Genomic DNA, 18,138 nt, shown 5'->3' on the forward strand with positions numbered 1-18,138 from the left:
GGCGGCTTTCGCCGTTCGTCCGCGAACGGCCGCCGTTCGTCCACGATGTGCCGCCGTCGGCAAGGCCGGGGAAGCAGGAATCAGGCATCCGGCGAGGTCTCGTACCGGTCGAGATTCATGACCTTGTCCCACGCCGCGACGAAGTCCCGTACGAACTTCTCCCGTGCGTCGTCGCTCGCGTAGACCTCCGCGAGGGCACGCAGCTCGGAGTGCGCGCCGAAGACGAGGTCGACGCGGCTGCCGGTCCACCTGACCTCGCCGGTGGCGCGGTCGCGGCCCTCGAAGGTCTCCGCGGTCGCGGACGTCGGCCGCCACTGCGTGCCCATGTCCAGCAGATTCACGAAGAAGTCGTTGGTGAGCGCCCCGGGCGTCGCGGTGAGGACGCCCAGCGGCGACCGCTGATGGTTGGCACCGAGCACCCGCAGCCCGCCCACGAGGACGGTCATCTCGGGCGCACTGAGGGTGAGCTGGTTCGCGCGGTCGACCAGCGAGTGCTCCGGCGGCAGCCGGCCGCCCTTGCCGCGGTAGTTGCGGAACCCGTCCGCGGCCGGTTCGAGCGCGGCGAAGGACTCCACGTCGGTCCACTCCTGCGAGGCGTCCGTGCGTCCCGGGGAGAACGGGACCCGGACGTCGTGTCCGGCGGCCCTCGCGGCCTGTTCGACGGCGGCGGCTCCGCCCAGCACGATGAGGTCGGCCAGCGAGATCCGCTTGTCCCCGGCCTGGGAGCCGTTGAAGGACTCCTGGATCCCCTCCAGGGTGCGCAGCACCTGTGCCAGCGTGTCGGGGTCGTTGGCCTCCCAGCTCCGCTGCGGCTGCAGGCGGATCCGAGCGCCGTTGGCCCCGCCCCGCCTGTCGCTGACACGGAACGTCGAGGCCGACGCCCACGCCGTCGAGACGAGCTGCGGGACCGACAGGCCCGAGGCGAGGATCCGGCTCTTGAGCGCGGTGATGTCCGCCGCCCCGACGAGCTCGTGGTCCACGGCGGGGACCGGGTCCTGCCAGAGCAGCCTCTCCCGGGGGACCAGCGGTCCGAGGTAGCGCTGGACCGGGCCCATGTCGAGGTGCGTCAGCTTGAACCAGGTTCGGGCGAACGCGTCCGCGAGCCGGTCCGGGTGCTCGAGGAAGCGCCGCGCGATCGGCTCGTAGACCGGGTCCGAGCGCAGCGCGAGATCCGTGGTCAGGATCGTCGGGGTGTGCCTCGCCGACGGGTCGTGGGCGTCCGGCACGGTGCCGGCGCCGCCGCCGTCCCTCGGGATCCACTGCCACAGACCGCCGGGGCTCAGCTCCAGCTGCCACTCGTAGCCGAACAGGGTTTCCAGGAACCCGTTGTCCCATGCCGTGGGGGCGGGCGTCCACGTACCCTCCAGGCCGCTGGAGATGGCGTCTGCGCCCTTTCCGGTGCCGTAGCCACTCCGCCAGCCGAGGCCCTGCTGTTCGAGCGGGGCGCTCTCGGGCTCGGGGCCGAGATGGGTGTCCGGGTCGGCCGCGCCGTGGGTCTTGCCGAACGTGTGGCCGCCCGCGATCAGCGCGACGGTCTCCTCGTCGTTCATCCCCATGCGGCGGAACGTGTCGCGGATGTCCCGGGCTGCGGTGAGCGGGTCGGGGACGGTGTTCGGCCCCTCCGGGTTGACGTAGATGAGGCCCATCTGGTCGGCGGCCAGCGGGCTCTCCAACTCCCGTACGCCGTTGTGGCGTTCGTCGCCGAGCCAGGTGCGCTCGGGACCCCAGTGGATGTCCTCGTCGGACTCCCACACCTCCGCCCGGCCGCCGGCGAAGCCGAAGGTCCTGAGGCCCATCGTCTCCAGGGCCCGGTTGCCCGCGAAGACCATCAGGTCGGCCCAGGAGATCCTGCGGCCGTACTTCTTCTTCACCGGCCAGAGCAGCCGGCGCGCCTTGTCGAGGTTGCGGTTGTCCGGCCAGCTGTTCAGCGGCGCGAAACGCTGCATGCCGGCGCCCGCGCCACCCCGGCCGTCGGCGACGCGGTACGTCCCGGCGCAGTGCCACACCATCCGGAGCACGAGCGGCCCGTAGTGGCCGAAGTCGGCCGGCCACCACTCCTGCGACGTCGTCAGCACCGCGTCGACGTCCCGTGCCAGGGCGTCGAGATCGAGCGTCCGGAACTCCGCGGCGTAGTCGAAGTCCGCGCCCATGGGGTCGGCCTCGACGGGGTGCTTCCGCAGGATCCCCAGGTCGAGCCGGTCCGGCCACCAGTCGCGGTTGGCCGCGCCCCCGGCGCTCCTCCCGCCGACGACGGGGCCCTGGCTGTCGGTCACGGGAACCTCCTTCCGGGACAGTGGCGGCGCGTGCGGACTCAGAGGTCCAGCGCCCGGCGCACGGCCGGCGCGTTCCGCCGGGAGACCGGCACCATCGCGTCGGCGTGGCCGTCCATGACCAGGGACAGTTCGCCCTTGAGGCCGCGCTCGATCTCCCGGATGCGGTCGAGGTTGACCACGTACCGGCGGTGCACCCGCAGGAAGCCGGCGTCCGCCAGCTCACCGTCGAGCTTGTCCAGGCTCACGGAGGCGGCCCGCAGCCGGCCCTGATCGGTGGACAGCCACACGTCGTTTCCCCGCGACTCGGCGAAGGAGACCTCCGGCAGCCGCAGCAGCACCAGCCGGTTGCCGCGCACCGCGACCAGGCGGCGCGGTCCCGCCCGGGAACGCGCGGGTCGCGGGTGTGCGGGCCGGGGGTGCGCGGGCCCCTCCATCATCGGCACCTGTGCGCCGTCGGAGGCACCGAACGAGACCAGGTGCCCGATCAGGTGCCCGGACGAGAACACGGGCCGGATGCCGATCGACGTCGGCTCGTCGGCGAGGCGGGTGAAGACCCGCGTCGAGCCGACCCAGTCGGGGTTGTGGGCCGCCTGCCCGGTGGCGTACCGGGCGGCCGTGATCAGTTCCGGCAGCCCGGGGTTCCAGCGCAGCGTCGGGTCGACCGCCGGAGTGCACGCGGGGACGCCGAGCAGCACGCTCGCCATGTCGTCGGCGATCACCACCTTGCCCGCGGTGTCCACCGCGGCGAGCGCCGCACCGCAGTGGGCCCTGGCCTGCCTGGAGGCCGCGACCAGCTCGGCGCCGCTGTCCCGGGCGCGCCTCTTCAGCGGGTACTGGGTCATGGTGACCGCGTTCGCCAGCCAGCCGCTCGCGGACTCGGGAAGCGGGTTGCGCCAGCAGCAGATGCCCAGGACCGCGATCGGTTCCCTGGTCACCACGTCCCGTACCGCGACGCCCGCGCAGACCCAGTCGTGGAAGGCCCGGCACCAGTGCTCCGCGCCCCTGATCGACACCGGGCCCTGCGCCTCCAGCGCCGTGCCCATGCCGTTCGTGCCGGCCGCGCACTCGGACCAGCAGAACCAGGGTGCCAGACGGGACTCGCCGGCTCGGGCGAGGGTGGCCTGATCACCCCACTCGGCCAGGATCCGGCCGGTGGCGTCGGTGACGGTGACGACGCCGCCGAGGCTGCCCACCTCATGCGCCACGGAGGCGGCACGGAAACCCAGCTCGGCGAAGACGACGTCCTGCTCGGGCGTGTGGTCGGGTTCCGCGACGGCCACCGGGGCCCGGGTGAGGTGAGGGTCGACCCGGTACTGCTCCCGGCAGCGATGCCAGGAGATCGCCACCAGGGGCCGCACGTCCGGGACGTGGTCCTCGCCCTGCACGAACCGTTCCCACGCCGCGAGCACACTGCCGCCGCCCGGCTCCGCCGGGACCTGCTGGAGTCGATGTACATCCCTCATGGTTCAGAACCGCCCTCGGCCCTCCCCAGCACCACCCACAGAACTGCATTCCCCACCCTAGGTACCGCGGCCGGACCGCGCACGTCCCCCTTCGGGCCGGTCCGAAGATTCACGGCCGTCGTAGACGAGCAGTCCGTCCTCGCGCAGACGTACGCCCTCGCTGAGCCGATGGGGGACCAGCCGGCCGTCGGGCATCAGGTGCACGACGGGCCGTCCGCGCGCGAGCAGTACGAAGTCGGCGACGATACGTCGGTGGCAGCGCCACCACACCGCCTCCGCGCACATGACGGCCGTCCGCCGCCGCGCGGCCTCGTCGAGGAGCTGCGTGATCGCGTCGAGGAACTCGCCCGTGCGCGTGTGCGCGGCGTAACCGCGGAAGGCGTCGTTGCGCCAGACCGTGTCGGGTGAGTCGGGCGGTACCTTGCGGAATCCGCCCAGCCGCTCCTCCCAGCGGTACGCGATCCCGGCCTCGGGCAGCCACCGCCGCAGCCGCTCCCGGCCCGCGTCCGGGTTGTGGCGGCTTCCGGGGGCGGTCCTGATGTCCACGACGGCGGCGATCCCGGCCCCGCGGATCAGCTCCGTGAGGTGTTCGCGGTCGGCCGTACCGTGTCCGAAGGTGACGAGCGGCTCCTGCTCCATGCTTCCAGGATCGCCTTCTTGCCCGCGGAGCGCCGGAGGACCTCGCCCTGTCCCGGGGCGATGGGCGCGGGGAGACGAGCGCGGGCCCAGGACACGCGAGGGCGATGTCGGATTACCGCCAGCCCCGACCCGTCCCGTGCCCGATGCTGGAGGCATGCAGAAAGGGATGCACACCCACCGCGAGCGCTGTGTGCGCGCCGTCCAGTCCAAGGACGCGCGGTTCGACGGCTGGTTCTTCACCGCCGTGCTGACCACCGGCATCTACTGCCGGCCGAGCTGCCCGGTGGTTCCGCCCAAGCCGGAGAACATGACCTTCTACCCGAGCGCGGCCGCCTGCCAGCAGGCCGGCTTCCGTGCCTGCAAGCGCTGCCGCCCCGACACCAGCCCCGGCTCACCGGAGTGGAACCAGCGCGCCGACGCCGTGGCCCGCGCCATGCGCCTGATCGCCGACGGAGTCGTCGACCGCGAGGGCGTGCCCGGACTCGCCGCCCGCCTCGGCTACAGCACCCGCCAGATCGAACGCCAGCTCCGCGCCGAACTCGGCGCCGGACCGCTCGCGCTCGCCCGCGCCCAGCGCGCCCAGACGGCCCGGCTGCTGATCGAGACCACCGACCTGCCCATGGCGGAGATCGCCTTCGCCGCCGGCTTCTCCTCGATCCGCACCTTCAACGACACCGTGCGCGAGGTGTTCGCCCTGTCGCCGAGCGGGCTGCGCACGCGTGTACCGGGGCGGGCGCGAGCGGCCGGGCCAGGGCCTGGCACACGCTCGGGCACTCCGGGTGCTCCAGGCGCCACAGGCACCCCCGGCACCCTGGGCACTCCCGGCGCTTCGGGTGCCCCCGGCACCTCGGGCGGCACCCCGCGCACCCCCGGCGCCCTCTCCCTGCGCCTCCCGTTCCGTGCCCCGCTCAACCCGGACAACCTCTTCGGCCACCTCGCGGCCACCGCCGTGCCCGGGGTCGAGGAGTGGCGCGACGGCGCCTACCGCAGGACCCTGCGCCTGCCCTACGGCCACGGGATCGCGGCGCTGACCCCGAAGCCGGACCACATCGCCTGCCGCCTCACCCTCGGTGACCTGCGGGACCTGCCGGTCGCCATCAGCCGCTGCAGGCGCATGCTCGACCTGGACGCCGACCCGGTCGCGATCGACGACCAGCTGCGCACCGACCCGTTCCTCGCGCCCCTGGTCGACAAGGCCCCCGGCCGACGCGTGCCGCGCACCGTGGACGAGGGCGAGTTCGCGCTGCGGGCCGTGCTCGGCCAGCAGGTGTCCACCGCCGCCGCCCGCACCCACGCCGGCCGCCTGGCCGCCGCGCACGGCGAGCCCGTCGACGACCCCGAGGGCGGTCTCACCCACATCTTCCCCGCGCCCGAGGCCCTGGCCGAGCTTGACCCCGAGTCACTGGCGATGCCCCGCACCCGGCGTACCACACTGCTCACCCTGGCCCGTCAACTCGCCGATGGAACACTCCACTTGGGCGTGGAGAGTGACTGGGAGGAGACCCGCGGCCGCCTGCTCGCACTTCCCGGCTTCGGCCCCTGGACCGCCGACGTCATCGCCATGCGCGCCCTCGGCGACCCCGACGCCTTCCTCCCCACCGACCTCGGCATCCGGCGCGCCGCACAGGAACTCGGCCTGCCGTCCACCCCGGCCGCGCTCACCGCCCGCGCGGCGGCCTGGCGGCCCTGGCGGGCGTACGCCGTTCAGTACCTGTGGGCGACCGACAGCCACCCGATCAACTTCCTTCCCGTCTGAGGACGTTCCGCCATGAAGCAGTACACCGTGATCGACAGCCCCTACGACCTGCTCACCCTCGTCGCCGACGACGGCGTCCTGTGCGGTCTGTACATGACCGACCAGCGCCACCGCCCGCCCGAGGAGTCCTTCGGCGAGCCCGACGACCGCCCCTTCGGCGAGATCGTCGAGCAACTGGAGGCCTACTTCGGGGGCGAGTTGAAGGAGTTCACCGTCCCCCTGCGCCTGCACGGCACCCCGTTCCAGCGCGGCGTCTGGGACCAACTGCGGCAGATCCCCTACGGCGAGACCCGCTCGTACGGCCAACTCGCCACCGCCCTCGGCAACCCGGGCGCCTCCCGCGCGGTCGGCCTCGCCAACGGCAAGAACCCCGTCGGCATCATCGTCCCCTGCCACCGCGTGATCGGCACGGGCGGCGGCCTCACCGGCTACGGCGGCGGCCTGCCCAGGAAACAGCGCCTGCTGGACTTCGAACGGGGAACGGCCCTCTTCTAGACGAGCAGCCGTGCCCGTGGCCGGCCGCCATCCGCGCGAGGACGCGTCAGTACGGATGGTGGTTCGGCTTGTCCCGCCACGCCTGGTAGGCCTGGTCGCCCAGCTCGGGGTACATCTGCTTGATGCTGATGCTCCGCTGTTCCGGGGGCCGCTGGAAGTCCTCGTACTGGAAGTCGTCGCTGAACCCGATCTCCCCGGTGGCCTTCCAGTCACAGCTGTAATAGACGGCGCCGATGCGCGCCCAGTAGATGGCGCTCATGCACATGGGGCAGGGCGCGCCGCTGGTGTAGATCGAGCATCCCTGGAGCATGCGGGCACGTTCCGGCAGGATGTCCGGGGACCCCTCGGGACGCGGCACCAACTCCAGTGTGTACTCGTTCTGGTGGTCCTCCGAGACCGTGGGAGCACCCGGGTTGAGGTACTGGATGGCCTTGCGTATGGCCTCCACCTCGCCGTGCGCGGTGGGGTCCGCGGTGAGCAGCACGCGGTTCTGGCCTCGAGCGATCACCTCGCCGTCATGGGTGATCACCGCGCCGAAAGGACCTCCCCAGCCGTTCTCGACCGATTCAGTGGCCAACTGCGCCGCTTCGGCCAGGTACTCCCTGTGTCCCATCTCGGCGCCTCCGATTCCACGTTGCTTTTGCGGCATATGGGGCTTCTCTCTACTCTAGGAGGCGTGAGTCCTCGTGCAACTCCTGGCTCCCACGGCGATAGTGCCACCGTCGTGATCTCCCAGAAGGTCCGTCCGGGGTGCGAAGACGAGTACCTGCGCTGGCAGGACCGAACCAACGAGGTCGTAGGCGAGTTCGACGGGTTCGAGGGGACGGAGCAGTACCCTCCGCCCTCCGTCGAGGGCAACGAGTGGGTCGTCGTCTTCCGCTTCTCCCATCTGGATCAGCTGACCGCGTGGATGGGCTCCGACACGCGCCGCGAACTCCTCGAGCAGGGACGCGAACTGTTCGAGGAGGCCCCCAGGCAGGAAGTTCTCGCGGGTGGCACGCCGGTCCACGACGCCGTCACCGCGGTCATCTCGCACGACGTGCGACCGGACCAGGAACGGGCATTCATGAACTGGCAGGAGAAGATCCTGTCGGCTCAGCGGAGGTTCCCGGGCTTCATGGGCTCGGAGTTGTTCCGGCCCGTGAAGGGGATCCAGGACAAGTGGGTCACTGTCTTCCGCTTCGACACCCGACAGCATCTGGAGAAGTGGCTCGAATCCCCCACCCGTCGAAAGCTCCTCGACGAAGGGCGCGGCACCTTCGTCTCCTACGACGTGCGCAAGGTCGGTTCCGCGTTCGGCAGTTGGTTCCGCTTCGAGCAGGGCGGGAAAGAGGGCGGCCCGCCCAACTGGAAGCAGGCCATGTCCGTGGTGCTGGCCCTGTATCCCACCGTCGAGATCCTCAATCTGGTGGTGGGCCCCCGACTCGCCGCTCTTGGCCTGCCCGGGTATCTCGCCCTGTTCATCTCGAACGTGTTGAGCGTGTCCATCCTGACCTGGTTGCTGATGCCGTTGGTGAACAGGGCCCTCGCCTTCTGGCTGACACCCCGTCAGGCGCGCTCCCTCCGCATCGACGCGGCGGGCGCAGCGGTGGTGGCCGTCTGCTGGCTGGTGTTCGTCGTGATCTTCGGCCTGACCACCGGCTGACAGCCGGCCAGAAAGATGCTCAGGACGAGGAGGTCGTCATGGGCGAACAGGACTGGCCCTCACGGATCGAGGGCGCGCTCCTGCGCAGGGGCGAAGCGGGCTACGAGACCGCCCGGGCGCGCGCACTGTGGAACGGACTCAAGCCGGACCGGTACCCCGACGTGATCGTCCGCGCCACCTGCGAGCGGGACGTTCAGGAGGTCCTGCGGCAGGCCGCGTCCCGCGGACTGCGACTCGCCGTACGCGCGGGCGGACACAGTTGGTGCGGTTCACCACTGCGCGACGGAGGCGTACTCCTCGACCTGTCGGGGCTCGATCAGTGGAAGATCGACGCCGACTCGGCGACGGCGACCGTGCAACCGGGCGTCATCGGCAGCGGATTCGCGAGGGAACTCGCCCGGCGCGATCTCTCCGGCCTGTGGGGAGTGGGCTGCGCGAGCGTACGGGAGATCACCGCTGTGACGGCCGACGGTGAAGTGCTCAGGTGCAGCGAAGAAGAGCATTCCGGCCTGTTCTGGGCGGCGCGGGGAGCCGGACCCGGCTTCTTCGCCGTCGTCACCAGCTTCCGTGTCGGTCTGCGGCCGCGCCCGACCGCACTCGCCACAACCTCCTACGTCTTTCCCCTCGCGGCCGTCGGCCCCGTAGCCGACTGGACCACCGAAACGGCGCGTGAACTGCCCGCGAACGTGGAAGTGTCCTTCCTGCTGGCCGGCGAGAACGCATCGGGGGCGACGGATCGGCCGCGGCCCGAGGTGGTCGTCGTCACCGCCACCGCGTTCGCGCACGCGCACAAGGAGGCCGTAGACGCCCTGCGTCCGCTGCGGAACTGCCCTCTGTCCGAACGACCGCTGTCCCGCCGACTCGACGAGCCGACATCTCTCGCCGTTCTCTACGACGCCTCAAGGGACCTGTGGCCCGAAAAGCACCGCTACGCGGCCGACACGCTGTGGTCGCACGAGGACTACGCCTCGCTCCTGACCGGACTGGGCGACGCGGTCGCCGAAGCACCCTCCGGGAAGTCCTTCGTCCTGGCGCCCGTCTCACCGGTCTCGCGGGAGGACGAGTTGCTACGGAACATGGCGTTCTCCGTGCTCGGAGAGAGCTACGTCGTGCCCTACGCCGTCTGGTCCGATCCCGCGCACGACGACGTCAACGTGCGGTGGCTGCGCGACGCCATGCGCACAGTGGAGCCGCTCGGCACCGGCCACTACATCGCCGAAGCGGATCTGACCGCCGACCCGTCCCGTGCCAGGCGGTCGTTCACGGCCGCCGACTGGGATCGCCTCCAGTCCTTGCGGGCGGAGTACGACCCGCAGAGTCTCTTCTTCTCGTACCTGTCCGCCTGAGACGGCCCGGCGCCCTCCCGAGCCCCCCGCAGAGCCGGAGACGCCGACGGTCTCGGCGGGCCCGCCACTCCGTCGGCCCAACATCAGTGGTGGAGTGCGGCCGGCTGCGTACAGGCTCGGCTAGCGAAGCCACCCTGTGCCAACGGTTCTCGCGACCGCCGGGAGGACGATGTGGCACTCACTGAGAGCGACCTGCTCGACGCCGGTGACGACGGCCTCGTGAAACTCTTCGGCCGGAGCCCGGCCGGTGACATTCCCAAGGGTCCGCTGGAGGGCACCGGCATCGTGCGATGGGGAGGGAGCCGGCTCGCCCGTCCTCTCGCGTGGCTGGTGCGCGCGGCCGTGTGGCGGGGCAAGGTCTTCGACTCCGAGGGCTACCTGAGCAACCGGATGACCTCATTCGACGTGCTCGCCGTCCAGGCCCAGGTCTACAAGGGCCCGAGCCTGATGGACGAGCAGGAATGCATCGTCATCGACTACTCGAAGATCTCCCTCGCCGCCCGCGGGGTACGCGACGAGATGCGCCAGGTCGGCCAGGACCTGTATCTCGGTGTGGTCTGGCTGTTCGGGGTCAGGGTCGGGTGGTTCGCCCTCAGGGTGCCGGAGGTCGACCGCACACTTCCCGGGACCGGACAAGCCGCGGCCGGATAGCCGCAGCGACGAGCCCGCCCCTTGCCTGATCCGTCGACGCCTGCCGTGCCGCTCGGCCGGCCGAGCCGACTGCTCCAGTGAAAGGTTGACCGGCCATGAGGTCTTCCGGCATATCCGTCTGCAGGTCCGCATCCGCAAGTCGCCTCCGGAGGCACCCAGCAGACCGGAGCCGACCTCCACATCGTGCGGCCCGGGGAGACCCTCAGCAGCATCGCCCGTGCCCACGGCGAGTCCTGGTCGGCGCTGTACGCGAGGAACAGGACCGTCATCGGACGCGACCCGAACCTGATCACCCCGGGGCAGCGCCTCACCCTTCACTGAACACGCGTACCCGAGTGCCTCATGGGGCATATGTCCGTTACTCGTACATCGAACCCGAACGGGTGAGGCCGACTGCCTCTCCAGAGCCCCGGTTCGGTTCCAGACTTCCATTCGGGAGAAGGAACAGCCATGACGACGACCGGCCACGCTCACAACAGCGGTGACCCCAGTGACCCCACCCTGTACCGCACTCCGGCGGACGCCGTCGCCGCACCCCCGGAGAAGCTCGCGTACGTCGTGGGCTTCGACCCGACCGCACAGCGCGCGGACGCGTTGTTCACTGTCGGCACCGATCCCGAATCACCCGACTACGGCCGTGTGACCTCCTGGGCCGACATGCCCGACCTGGGCAACGAACTGCACCACTTCGGCTGGAACGCCTGCTCGAGCGCGCTGGCGCACGCCGGGCATCATCACGCCGCGCGGCGCTACCTCATCGTCCCGGGACTGCGCTCTTCCCGGCTGCACGTCTTCGACACAGTCCCCGATCCCACCCGCCCCCGCCTGGTCAAGGTGATCGAGGCCGAGGAGCTGGCCGCCAAGGCCGGATATTCACGTCCGCACACACTCCACTGCGGTCCCGACGGAATGTTCCTGTCCTGCCTGGGCGGCGCGGACGGCGCGGACGGACCCGGCGGCATCGCGCTGCTGGACCACGAAAGCTTCGAAGTGCTGCGCGCCTGGGAGAGCGACCGCGGACCGCAGTGGTTCGCCTACGACGTCTGGTGGCATCTGCGCCAGAACATCGCCGTGACCAGCGAGTGGGGGACCCCCTCGATGATCGAGGACGGCCTCGTCCCGGAGCTTCTGCTGGAGCGCCGCTACGGCCATGCGCTGCACTTCTGGGAGCTGGACTCCGGCCGGCACCTGCAGCGCGTCGACATCGGGGACGAGAACCAGATGGTCCTGGAGTTGCGCCCCGCACACGACCCCGAGGCAATGTGGGGGTTCACCAACACCGTGATCAACGTGGAGGACCTGTCGGCGTCGGTGTGGTTGTGGAACCGGGAGGGCGAGGACTTCGTCGTCCGCAAAGTGATCACCATCCCCGCGGAACCCGCGCGAACGGAGGACCTGCCCCCGGCGCTGCAGCCGTTCGGTGCCGTGCCCCCGTTGATCACCGACATCGACCTGTCGGTGGACGACCAGTGGCTGTACGTATCCGCCTGGGGAACCGGCGACCTGCTCCAGTACGACGTGAGCGACCCGTTCCATCCCCGGCAGACCGCGTCCGTGCGCCTCGGCGGCATCGTCGACCGACAGCCGCACCCCGCGGAGCCGGACACTCCGCTGACGGGCGGAGCGCAGATGGTCGAGCTCAGCCGCGACGGGCGGCGCGTGTACCTGACGAACTCCTTGTACGCCGCCTGGGACGCACAGTTCTACCCCGCGGGCGTCGACCCGTGGATGGTCAAACTCGACGCCGACACCTCGCACGGCGGACTCTCCGTCGACAGCCGCTTCTTCCCGCACGGTCAGGACTTCCGGGGCCTGCGTGTGCACCAGACACGCCTGCAGGGCGGCGACGCCTCCTCCGACTCGTACTGCTACCGCCGCTGAGAGACCGCCTGGGGCGCAGGATTCCGGGCAGTGCGGTGCCGATCGGCTCGCGTACGACTTCGTCGGCGATGCCGTCGTACGGGGTCGGCTCGGCGTTGACGATGATCAGCCGTGTCCCGTGGTCGGCCGCCACGCCCGCGAGGCCGGCGGCCGGCTGCACCTGGAGTCTGGTGCCGACGGCGATGAACATCTGGCACGCCTTGCTGATCTCCAGCGCCTGGCCGAGCACCTGCGGATCGAGCCGCTCACCGAACATCACGGTGGCCGACTTCAGGATCCCGTCGCACTCGCGGCACGGCGGATCCTCCTCCCCGGCTTCGACCCCGTGCGAGGGCGTCCTCCATCGACCCGCGCGCCCCGCACCCCGTGCGCACAGCGCGCTCGGCAACAAATGGCGCAAGCCCCGGCCGTTAGAGTGCGGAAGCGGGGCCGGATGACATGGATCAAACAGTCGTTCCCCACTCGGTCGCATCAGCTGGCCTTTGAACGCGTCTCGCCAAGCCGCGCAGGGCGGTACGACGGGGCGCCGTATCGGTTCTCCCTCACCCGTTCGAGCGGTGGTGGAGCACTCACGCCCGATACGCTGATGCCTGGGATCAGAATCAGGCGCATGGGAGTAGCCATGACCACCTCCGCCGCTGGGCAACCGCTCATCCCCCAGCCTCCTGCCACGGTTGCCGCGCTGCGGCAGGCCATCAGTCAGATTGCGCCTGCCGCGCTGCCGGCCTTCACCCGGGAGCTGGACCAGGCGGCCGACCAGTCCCGGCAGGGCTCCGATCTGGCCCCGCTCCAGCGGTTCATCGCTCAGTGGGCCACCTATGTCCACATCCAGCGCCGGCCCGACCTGGCAGCAGACCTCCGCCGCTGGGAAGACACCGCCGCGTCCGGCGACGCAGCCCAGGCACGGCAGGCCGCCTCTGAGATCGGACGGATCCTGGACGAAGCCCACGCGGCCGTCGGCCTGTCGGCCCGGTGAGCACGGACTGGCGCTGGGAGTACGACCCCGATCACGCCCACGTGGCAGGCGGCATCCCCGCTCACGTGGTGGCGGAGGTGGAACGTCTGGTCCGACCAGCTCGTCGACCTTGCCACTATGGGCATCGACGTCAGCGATCTCGGCAACGGCCCCCGGCCGGGCGGTCTGCGCCGCATGGACGCCGCCGGCGGCCGGTTCTACTTCCTGGTGGCACCGCGTGACCCGCTGATCATCATTGTTCGCATCGTGCCCCCGTTCGAGGCGCTGTAGCCCTCACCACGGTCGCGCGCCCCAAGGGTGGCCCGGCCCGAGAGCCTCGTAGCCACGGGGGCCAAACCAACTACCTCGTTCGAGACGAACCGGGGCGCGTCGTGCGACGGGCATCGCGCCAGCTCCGGAAGTCAACGAGTAGCAAGCGACACTCAGCCGTCCAGGACGTTTCTGGGCTGCTGGAGCGTCCCACTTCGGTTTGCCGTTCTGGGTTGTGCTCGTCCGCTCTGTTCGGTCGAGATGCCCGCACCGCTGAGGATGGCGACGAGGGGTCTGGTCATGGGACCGAGGGTAGGGCGGAGGGGCTGGGCGGGCCAACGGATATGCGGGTGGGCCCCGGTCCGGGGGCGGCCGGTGGTCAGTCGGGGCGGTGGCCGTTTTCCAGTTCTGTGGTGCCCGTGCCGTCGGTGAGGATGTCGAGGGCGGTCAGGACGCGGCGGCCCAGGGCGCCGGGCAGGTGGGCGGTGAGGTCGTCGCGGGCGACCAGGCGCCAGGACAGCAGTTCCTCCTCCTGGAGGCGGATCGCCTTGAGGTCGTCGTCGGTGAGGAGCCCGCCGTCGTAGAGGTACGCCACCAGGGGTGGCCGTCCGGTGCCGGGGACCCAGTCCACGACGAGCAGCCGTCCCGGCTCGCGGTCGAGCCCGATCTCCTCCAGCGTCTCGCGGCGCGCGCCCTGGCGCGGGGTCTCCCCGTCGTCGGACTCGACGGTGCCGCCCGGCAGCGTCCAGCCGTCGCGGTAGTTGGGCTCGACGAGAAGCACGTGACCCTCTGCGTCACGGAAGACGCAGGCGGCAGCGGCGAGGACCCGGGGGAGGCCGGCGATGTACGTGGCGTAGTCCGCAGTGGTCATCCAAGAAGGGTAACGAGCCTCGTGGCAGCCGGTGCGAACCGGAGCGGCATGGTCACATCGGGGCGGCGACCTTGCGGGCCGGCCCGTCAGGCGTCGGGGAGGGCCAGACGCAGGGTGCGTTCGGCGAGTTCGGTGACGCGGACGCCGTCGAAGCCGAAGACCGCGCTGCGGACCGTGTCCTCAAGGGGGTCCTTCCACCGGGCGGGGACGGCCGCCGCGCCCGTCATGACGCCGGCCACCGAGCCGGCCGTCGCGCCGTTGGAGTCCGTGTCCAGGCCCGCGCGGACGGTCAGCGCGAGGGTGCGGGTGAAGTCGCCGTCGCCGTAGAGCAGGCCGGCCGTGATGACGGCGGCGTTCGGGACCGTGTGGATCCAGCCGAGGCCCGAGGTCTCGTCCCCGAGCGCGTCGAGCGCGACCTCCCAGGGCAGGCCCGCCTCGTGCAGGGCGACCGTCCGGCGCACCGTGCGGGCCAGGCGGCTGCCGGCCGGGATCACCGGCAGCGCGGTCTCGACGGCGGCGCGCACGGTCGGCGCGGTGAAGGCCGCCGCGATCAGTGCCGCCGCCCACATGGCGCCGTAGACGCCGTTGCCGGTGTGCGACAGCACCGCGTCGCGGCGGGCCAGCGACGCGGCGCGGCGCGGGTCGCCCGGGCTGGTCCAGCCGTGGATGTCGGCGCGGATCAGGGCGCCGATCCACTCCTGGTACGGGTTGTCGTACGTGGCCGTCAGGGGCGGCTTGAGCCCGTTCGCGAGATTGCGGTACGCGGCCCGCTCCGCGGTGAACGTCTGGAGGTACGGCAGGCGCCGCAGCCACAGCTCGCCGACCTGCTCGGTGGTGAAGCCGAAGCCGTGCATCTCCAGGAGGTCCAGGCCCAGGATCGCGTAGTCGACGTCGTCGTCGCGGCAACTGCCGTGGATCCGGCCCCGTACGCAGCTCCGCCACTCGGGGCGCAGCGGCGGGCTGTCGGCGTCGCCGCCGGTCGGTTCGGGGAGGTAGTCGGTGAGGGGCAGCGCGCCGGCCGCGCGCAGATAGCGGTCGATGCGGTCGCGTGTCCACACCTCGCCCTGCTCCACCGGCTTGCCGAGCATGTTGCCCGCGATCCGGCCCAGCCAGCCGCCGAGGACGCGGTCGGCGAGCCCTGGTCCGGTGTCCACGGCGGTCTCCACAGCGGTCATGGGAACCGGTCTACCGGATTCCGGGAGCGGTCGCGCGGGCCGGCGGGCACGTCAGGGGCTTCTCACGGTCCGGGCGGGGCATGACGGCGGGGGTGGTCGGCGGTTAAGGTCGCAGCGGCGCGACTGGCCCTGACGTGCGGGGCCCCGGAGAGCAAGGGGATGTCAAGGTGGCGGACGCTGCAGTGCGAGGCACCCGGAGGGTGCTGGTTGCCGCGGACAAGTTCAAGGGCTCGCTGACGGCCGTGCAGGTCGCCGAGCGCGTGACGGCAGGGCTGCGCCGGGTCGCGCCGGACGTGGAGGTGGAGGCGCTGCCCGTCGCCGACGGCGGCGACGGGACCGTGGACGCGGCGGTCGCGGCCGGGTTCGAGCGCCGGGAGGTACGGGTCGCGGGTCCCCTCGGGGACGCGGTGACCGCGTCTTTCGCGTTGCGTGACGGCACGGCGGTCATCGAGATGGCCGAGGCCAGTGGGTTGCAGCGGCTGCCGGCCGGTGTGTTCGCGCCGCTCACGGCCTCCACGTACGGCTCCGGGGAGCTGCTGCGGGCCGCGCTGGACGCGGGGGCGCGCACGATCGTGTTCGGCGTGGGCGGGAGCGCGACGACGGACGGGGGCGCGGGGATGCTGTCCGCGCTCGGGGCGCGGTTCCTGGACGCGGACGGGCAGCCGATTCCTCCGGGTGGCGGGGGGCTGGCGGAACTCGCCCGGGCGGATCTGTCCGGGCTCGACCCGAGGCTCGCCGGGGTGGAGCTGGTGCTCGCGAGCGATGTCGACAATCCGCTGACCGGGCCGAAGGGTGCTCCGGCGGTCTACGGGCCGCAGAAGGGTGCGTCGGCGGAGGACGTGGCGGCGCTGGACGCGGCGCTCGCGCACTTCGCGAAGGTACTGGAGGGTGCGGGCGAGGTCGGGAGCCGGGCCGCCGAGTACGCCGCCTCGCCCGGGGCCGGTGCGGCGGGTGGTATCGGGTTCGGGGCGATGCTGCTCGGGGCGCGGTTCCGGGCCGGGATCGAGGTCATGCTCGATGTGCTGGGGTTCGCCCCCGCGCTGGAGCGGGCCTCGCTGGTGATCACGGGTGAGGGCTCGCTGGACGAGCAGACGCTGCACGGGAAGGCTCCGGCCGGGGTCGCGGCGGCGGCGCGGGCCGCCGGGAAGGACGTCGTCGCGGTCTGCGGGCGGCTTGCGCTGGCACCGGAGGTTCTGTCAGGTGCCGGGATTCGACGCGCGTACGCGTTGACCGAGGTCGAGCCGGATGTCGCTCGGTGCATCGCGGATGCGGGGCCGATTCTGGAGCGGGTGGCTGAGCGGATCGGGGCGGACTGTCTGGGCTGAGCCGCGCGTCGCCCACGGGCCTGTGGGGCCCCTTCCGCCGGGGCTCCGCCCCGGTCTTGCCCACCCGCCCGCCCGACTGGGTGGGTGTGAGGGGGCTGTTCCCTGGGGCTTCGCCCCAGACCCCGCCGGGGCTCCGCCCCGGTCTTGCCCGCCCACCCGCCCGACTGGGTGGGTGTGAGGGGGCTGTTCCCTGGGGCTTCGCCCCAGACCCCGGCGGGGCTTCGCCCCTGCACCCCAGCCGGGGCTCCGCCCCAGACCCCGCCGGGGCTTCGCCCCTGCACCCCAGCCGGGGCTCCGCCCCAGACCCCGCCGGGGCTTCGCCCCTGCACCCCAGCGGGGGCTTCGCCCCTGCACCCCAGCCGGGGCTTCGCCCCAGACCCCGGCGGGGCTTCGCCCCTGCGCCCCTCGCCCCGGTGAGGCGCCTCTGCGAAAACGTCCGTGGGGGCGGGGGCGGAGCGGGCGCCGAGGGCGCGGGAAGCCCGGCCTCGCCCGGCACGGCAAAGGGCCCCGAACCTCACGGTTCGGGGCCCTTTGCCACCGGCCAGTGCAGCGGAGCGTTACGGCTGGGCCGCCCGCGCCTCGCGGCGGTTGTCGCGGAAGTTGTTTACTCGGCGGGCCGTGGCGAACAGGGGGATCACCGCGCCCATGACCAGTTGCAGGGCGCAGCCGGTCTGGAGGAGGAGCTGGCCGCTGGGGGCGTCGAAGGCCCAGGCCGCCAGGAGGCCCATCGAGAGGACGATCCAGGACAGCATGGCCACCGCCAGGCGGCCCCTCGGCTTCGGGTACTCCACTCGGCTCACCATCAGCCATGCCGTGCCGACGATCGCCAGGAGCGTGGCCACGAAGGGCAGCTCGAGCAGGACGATGGAGACCACCGTCAGCGCGCCGAAGGGCGAGGGCATGCCCTGGAACATGCCGTCCTTCAGCGTCACGCAGGAGAATCTGGCGAGCCGCAGGACCACCGCCAGCAGCACCACGATCGCGCCGAGGGCCGCCACCCTCTGGTGGGCGTCGTCCGCGACCATGCCGTAGACGAGGACGAAGTACGCCGGCGCCAGGCCGAAGCTGATCAGGTCGGAGAGGTTGTCCAGCTCGGCGCCCATGGGGGAGGAGCGCAGCTTCCTCGCGACCAGGCCGTCGAAGAGGTCGAAGACGGCCGCGCACAGCATCAGGATGACCGCCGTGGCGGCGCTGTGCCGGGCCATGCCCGCCGACTCGTCGTTGCCTGTCAGGTGCGGGATCAGGATGCCGGTGGTGGTGAAGTACACCGCCATGAAGCCGCAGGTCGCGTTGCCCAGGGTGAGGGTGTCCGCTATCGACAGGCGCAACGAGAGGGGCATCTCCTCCTCTTCGTCCACCTCGTCCGCCTCGGGCACCCAGCCGGCCTGGGTCT

The 18,138-nt window shown here is 71.7% G+C and carries 17 protein-coding genes and 1 pseudogene; 10 read left to right on the top strand and 8 right to left on the bottom strand.

Annotated features, from left to right (window positions below; genetic code table 11):
* Positions 1–80: 80 nt before the first annotated feature.
* Genes katG through ACF09J_RS31615 form a run of 3 tightly spaced genes read right to left on the bottom strand, consistent with a single transcriptional unit; the run spans position 81 to position 4,375 of the window.
* Complete coding sequence (gene katG, locus ACF09J_RS31605; protein WP_392308889.1) at positions 81–2,273, bottom strand: catalase/peroxidase HPI; 2,193 nt, start codon at positions 2,271–2,273, stop codon at positions 81–83.
* Between the two features lie 38 nt (positions 2,274–2,311).
* Complete coding sequence (locus ACF09J_RS31610; RefSeq protein ID WP_392308890.1) at positions 2,312–3,736, bottom strand: LytTR family transcriptional regulator DNA-binding domain-containing protein; 1,425 nt, start codon at positions 3,734–3,736, stop codon at positions 2,312–2,314.
* A 57-nt stretch (positions 3,737–3,793) separates the two neighbouring features.
* A complete protein-coding gene (locus ACF09J_RS31615; RefSeq protein WP_392308891.1) occupies positions 3,794–4,375 on the bottom strand; it encodes a DUF488 family protein in 582 nt (193 codons plus the stop codon).
* A 154-nt stretch (positions 4,376–4,529) separates the two neighbouring features.
* On the opposite strand from ACF09J_RS31615, the gene ACF09J_RS31620 reads away from it, so the two are divergent.
* Both ACF09J_RS31620 and ACF09J_RS31625 read left to right on the top strand, forming a co-directional pair.
* Positions 4,530–6,131 carry an AlkA N-terminal domain-containing protein gene (locus ACF09J_RS31620; RefSeq protein WP_392308892.1) on the top strand — a complete coding sequence of 534 codons (1,602 nt, stop codon included), beginning with the start codon at positions 4,530–4,532 and terminating at the stop codon, positions 6,129–6,131.
* A gap of 12 nt (positions 6,132–6,143) precedes the next feature.
* Positions 6,144–6,626: a methylated-DNA--[protein]-cysteine S-methyltransferase gene (locus ACF09J_RS31625; RefSeq protein ID WP_392308893.1), complete on the top strand. Its 483-nt coding sequence runs from the start codon at positions 6,144–6,146 to the stop codon at positions 6,624–6,626.
* 46 nt (positions 6,627–6,672) lie between these two features.
* Here the strand turns inward: ACF09J_RS31625 and ACF09J_RS31630 are convergent, their stop codons facing one another.
* Positions 6,673–7,239 carry a nucleoside deaminase gene (locus ACF09J_RS31630; protein WP_392308894.1) on the bottom strand — a complete coding sequence of 189 codons (567 nt, stop codon included), beginning with the start codon at positions 7,237–7,239 and terminating at the stop codon, positions 6,673–6,675.
* 111 nt (positions 7,240–7,350) lie between these two features.
* On the opposite strand from ACF09J_RS31630, the gene ACF09J_RS31635 reads away from it, so the two are divergent.
* The 5 genes from ACF09J_RS31635 (at position 7,351) to ACF09J_RS31655 (ending at position 12,149) form a co-directional block, all read left to right on the top strand.
* Positions 7,351–8,271, top strand: coding sequence for an antibiotic biosynthesis monooxygenase (locus tag ACF09J_RS31635; RefSeq protein WP_392308895.1), 921 nt, complete (start codon positions 7,351–7,353; stop codon positions 8,269–8,271).
* Between the two features lie 38 nt (positions 8,272–8,309).
* Positions 8,310–9,617 (top strand): FAD-binding oxidoreductase, encoded by a 1,308-nt coding sequence (locus ACF09J_RS31640; protein WP_392308896.1) that lies wholly within the window; start codon positions 8,310–8,312, stop codon positions 9,615–9,617.
* A 171-nt stretch (positions 9,618–9,788) separates the two neighbouring features.
* The gene (locus ACF09J_RS31645; RefSeq protein ID WP_392308897.1) at positions 9,789–10,268 is read left to right on the top strand and encodes a hypothetical protein; all 480 of its coding nucleotides are present in this window, start codon (positions 9,789–9,791) and stop codon (positions 10,266–10,268) included.
* Between the two features lie 183 nt (positions 10,269–10,451).
* Positions 10,452–10,589, top strand: coding sequence for a LysM peptidoglycan-binding domain-containing protein (locus ACF09J_RS31650; RefSeq protein WP_392308898.1), 138 nt, complete (start codon positions 10,452–10,454; stop codon positions 10,587–10,589).
* A gap of 129 nt (positions 10,590–10,718) precedes the next feature.
* A complete protein-coding gene (locus ACF09J_RS31655) occupies positions 10,719–12,149 on the top strand; it encodes a selenium-binding protein SBP56-related protein (protein WP_392308899.1) in 1,431 nt (476 codons plus the stop codon).
* A 13-nt stretch (positions 12,150–12,162) separates the two neighbouring features.
* Here the strand turns inward: ACF09J_RS31655 and ACF09J_RS31660 are convergent.
* Positions 12,163–12,523 (bottom strand): annotated as a pseudogene (locus ACF09J_RS31660) (NAD-dependent deacetylase); the annotation flags it as partial.
* Between the two features lie 248 nt (positions 12,524–12,771).
* On the opposite strand from ACF09J_RS31660, the gene ACF09J_RS31665 reads away from it, so the two are divergent.
* Both ACF09J_RS31665 and ACF09J_RS31670 read left to right on the top strand, forming a co-directional pair.
* Positions 12,772–13,125: a DUF6247 family protein gene (locus ACF09J_RS31665; RefSeq protein WP_392308940.1), complete on the top strand. Its 354-nt coding sequence runs from the start codon at positions 12,772–12,774 to the stop codon at positions 13,123–13,125.
* A gap of 117 nt (positions 13,126–13,242) precedes the next feature.
* The gene (locus ACF09J_RS31670) at positions 13,243–13,395 is read left to right on the top strand and encodes a hypothetical protein (RefSeq protein WP_392308900.1); all 153 of its coding nucleotides are present in this window, start codon (positions 13,243–13,245) and stop codon (positions 13,393–13,395) included.
* Positions 13,396–13,753: 358 nt separating this feature from the next.
* On the opposite strand, the gene ACF09J_RS31675 is transcribed toward ACF09J_RS31670, so the two are convergent.
* Both ACF09J_RS31675 and ACF09J_RS31680 read right to left on the bottom strand, forming a co-directional pair.
* Positions 13,754–14,245, bottom strand: coding sequence for an NUDIX domain-containing protein (locus ACF09J_RS31675; RefSeq protein ID WP_392308901.1), 492 nt, complete (start codon positions 14,243–14,245; stop codon positions 13,754–13,756).
* A gap of 86 nt (positions 14,246–14,331) precedes the next feature.
* Positions 14,332–15,420, bottom strand: a complete 1,089-nt coding sequence (locus tag ACF09J_RS31680; RefSeq protein ID WP_392308902.1) for an ADP-ribosylglycohydrolase family protein — start codon at positions 15,418–15,420, stop codon at positions 14,332–14,334.
* A gap of 182 nt (positions 15,421–15,602) precedes the next feature.
* Here ACF09J_RS31680 and ACF09J_RS31685 point away from each other — a divergent pair, with 182 nt between their 5' ends.
* On the top strand, positions 15,603–16,745 hold the full coding sequence (locus ACF09J_RS31685; RefSeq protein WP_392308941.1) for a glycerate kinase: 1,143 nt from the start codon (positions 15,603–15,605) through the stop codon (positions 16,743–16,745).
* A gap of 557 nt (positions 16,746–17,302) precedes the next feature.
* Here the strand turns inward: ACF09J_RS31685 and pssA are convergent.
* Positions 17,303–18,121 carry a CDP-diacylglycerol--serine O-phosphatidyltransferase gene (gene pssA, locus ACF09J_RS31690; RefSeq protein ID WP_326806356.1) on the bottom strand — a complete coding sequence of 273 codons (819 nt, stop codon included), beginning with the start codon at positions 18,119–18,121 and terminating at the stop codon, positions 17,303–17,305.
* Between the last annotated feature and the right edge of the window lie 17 nt (positions 18,122–18,138).

The organism is Streptomyces sp. NPDC014889 (genome assembly GCF_043081205.1).
In the GTDB taxonomy this organism is placed as follows: Bacteria; Actinomycetota; Actinomycetes; order Streptomycetales; family Streptomycetaceae; genus Streptomyces.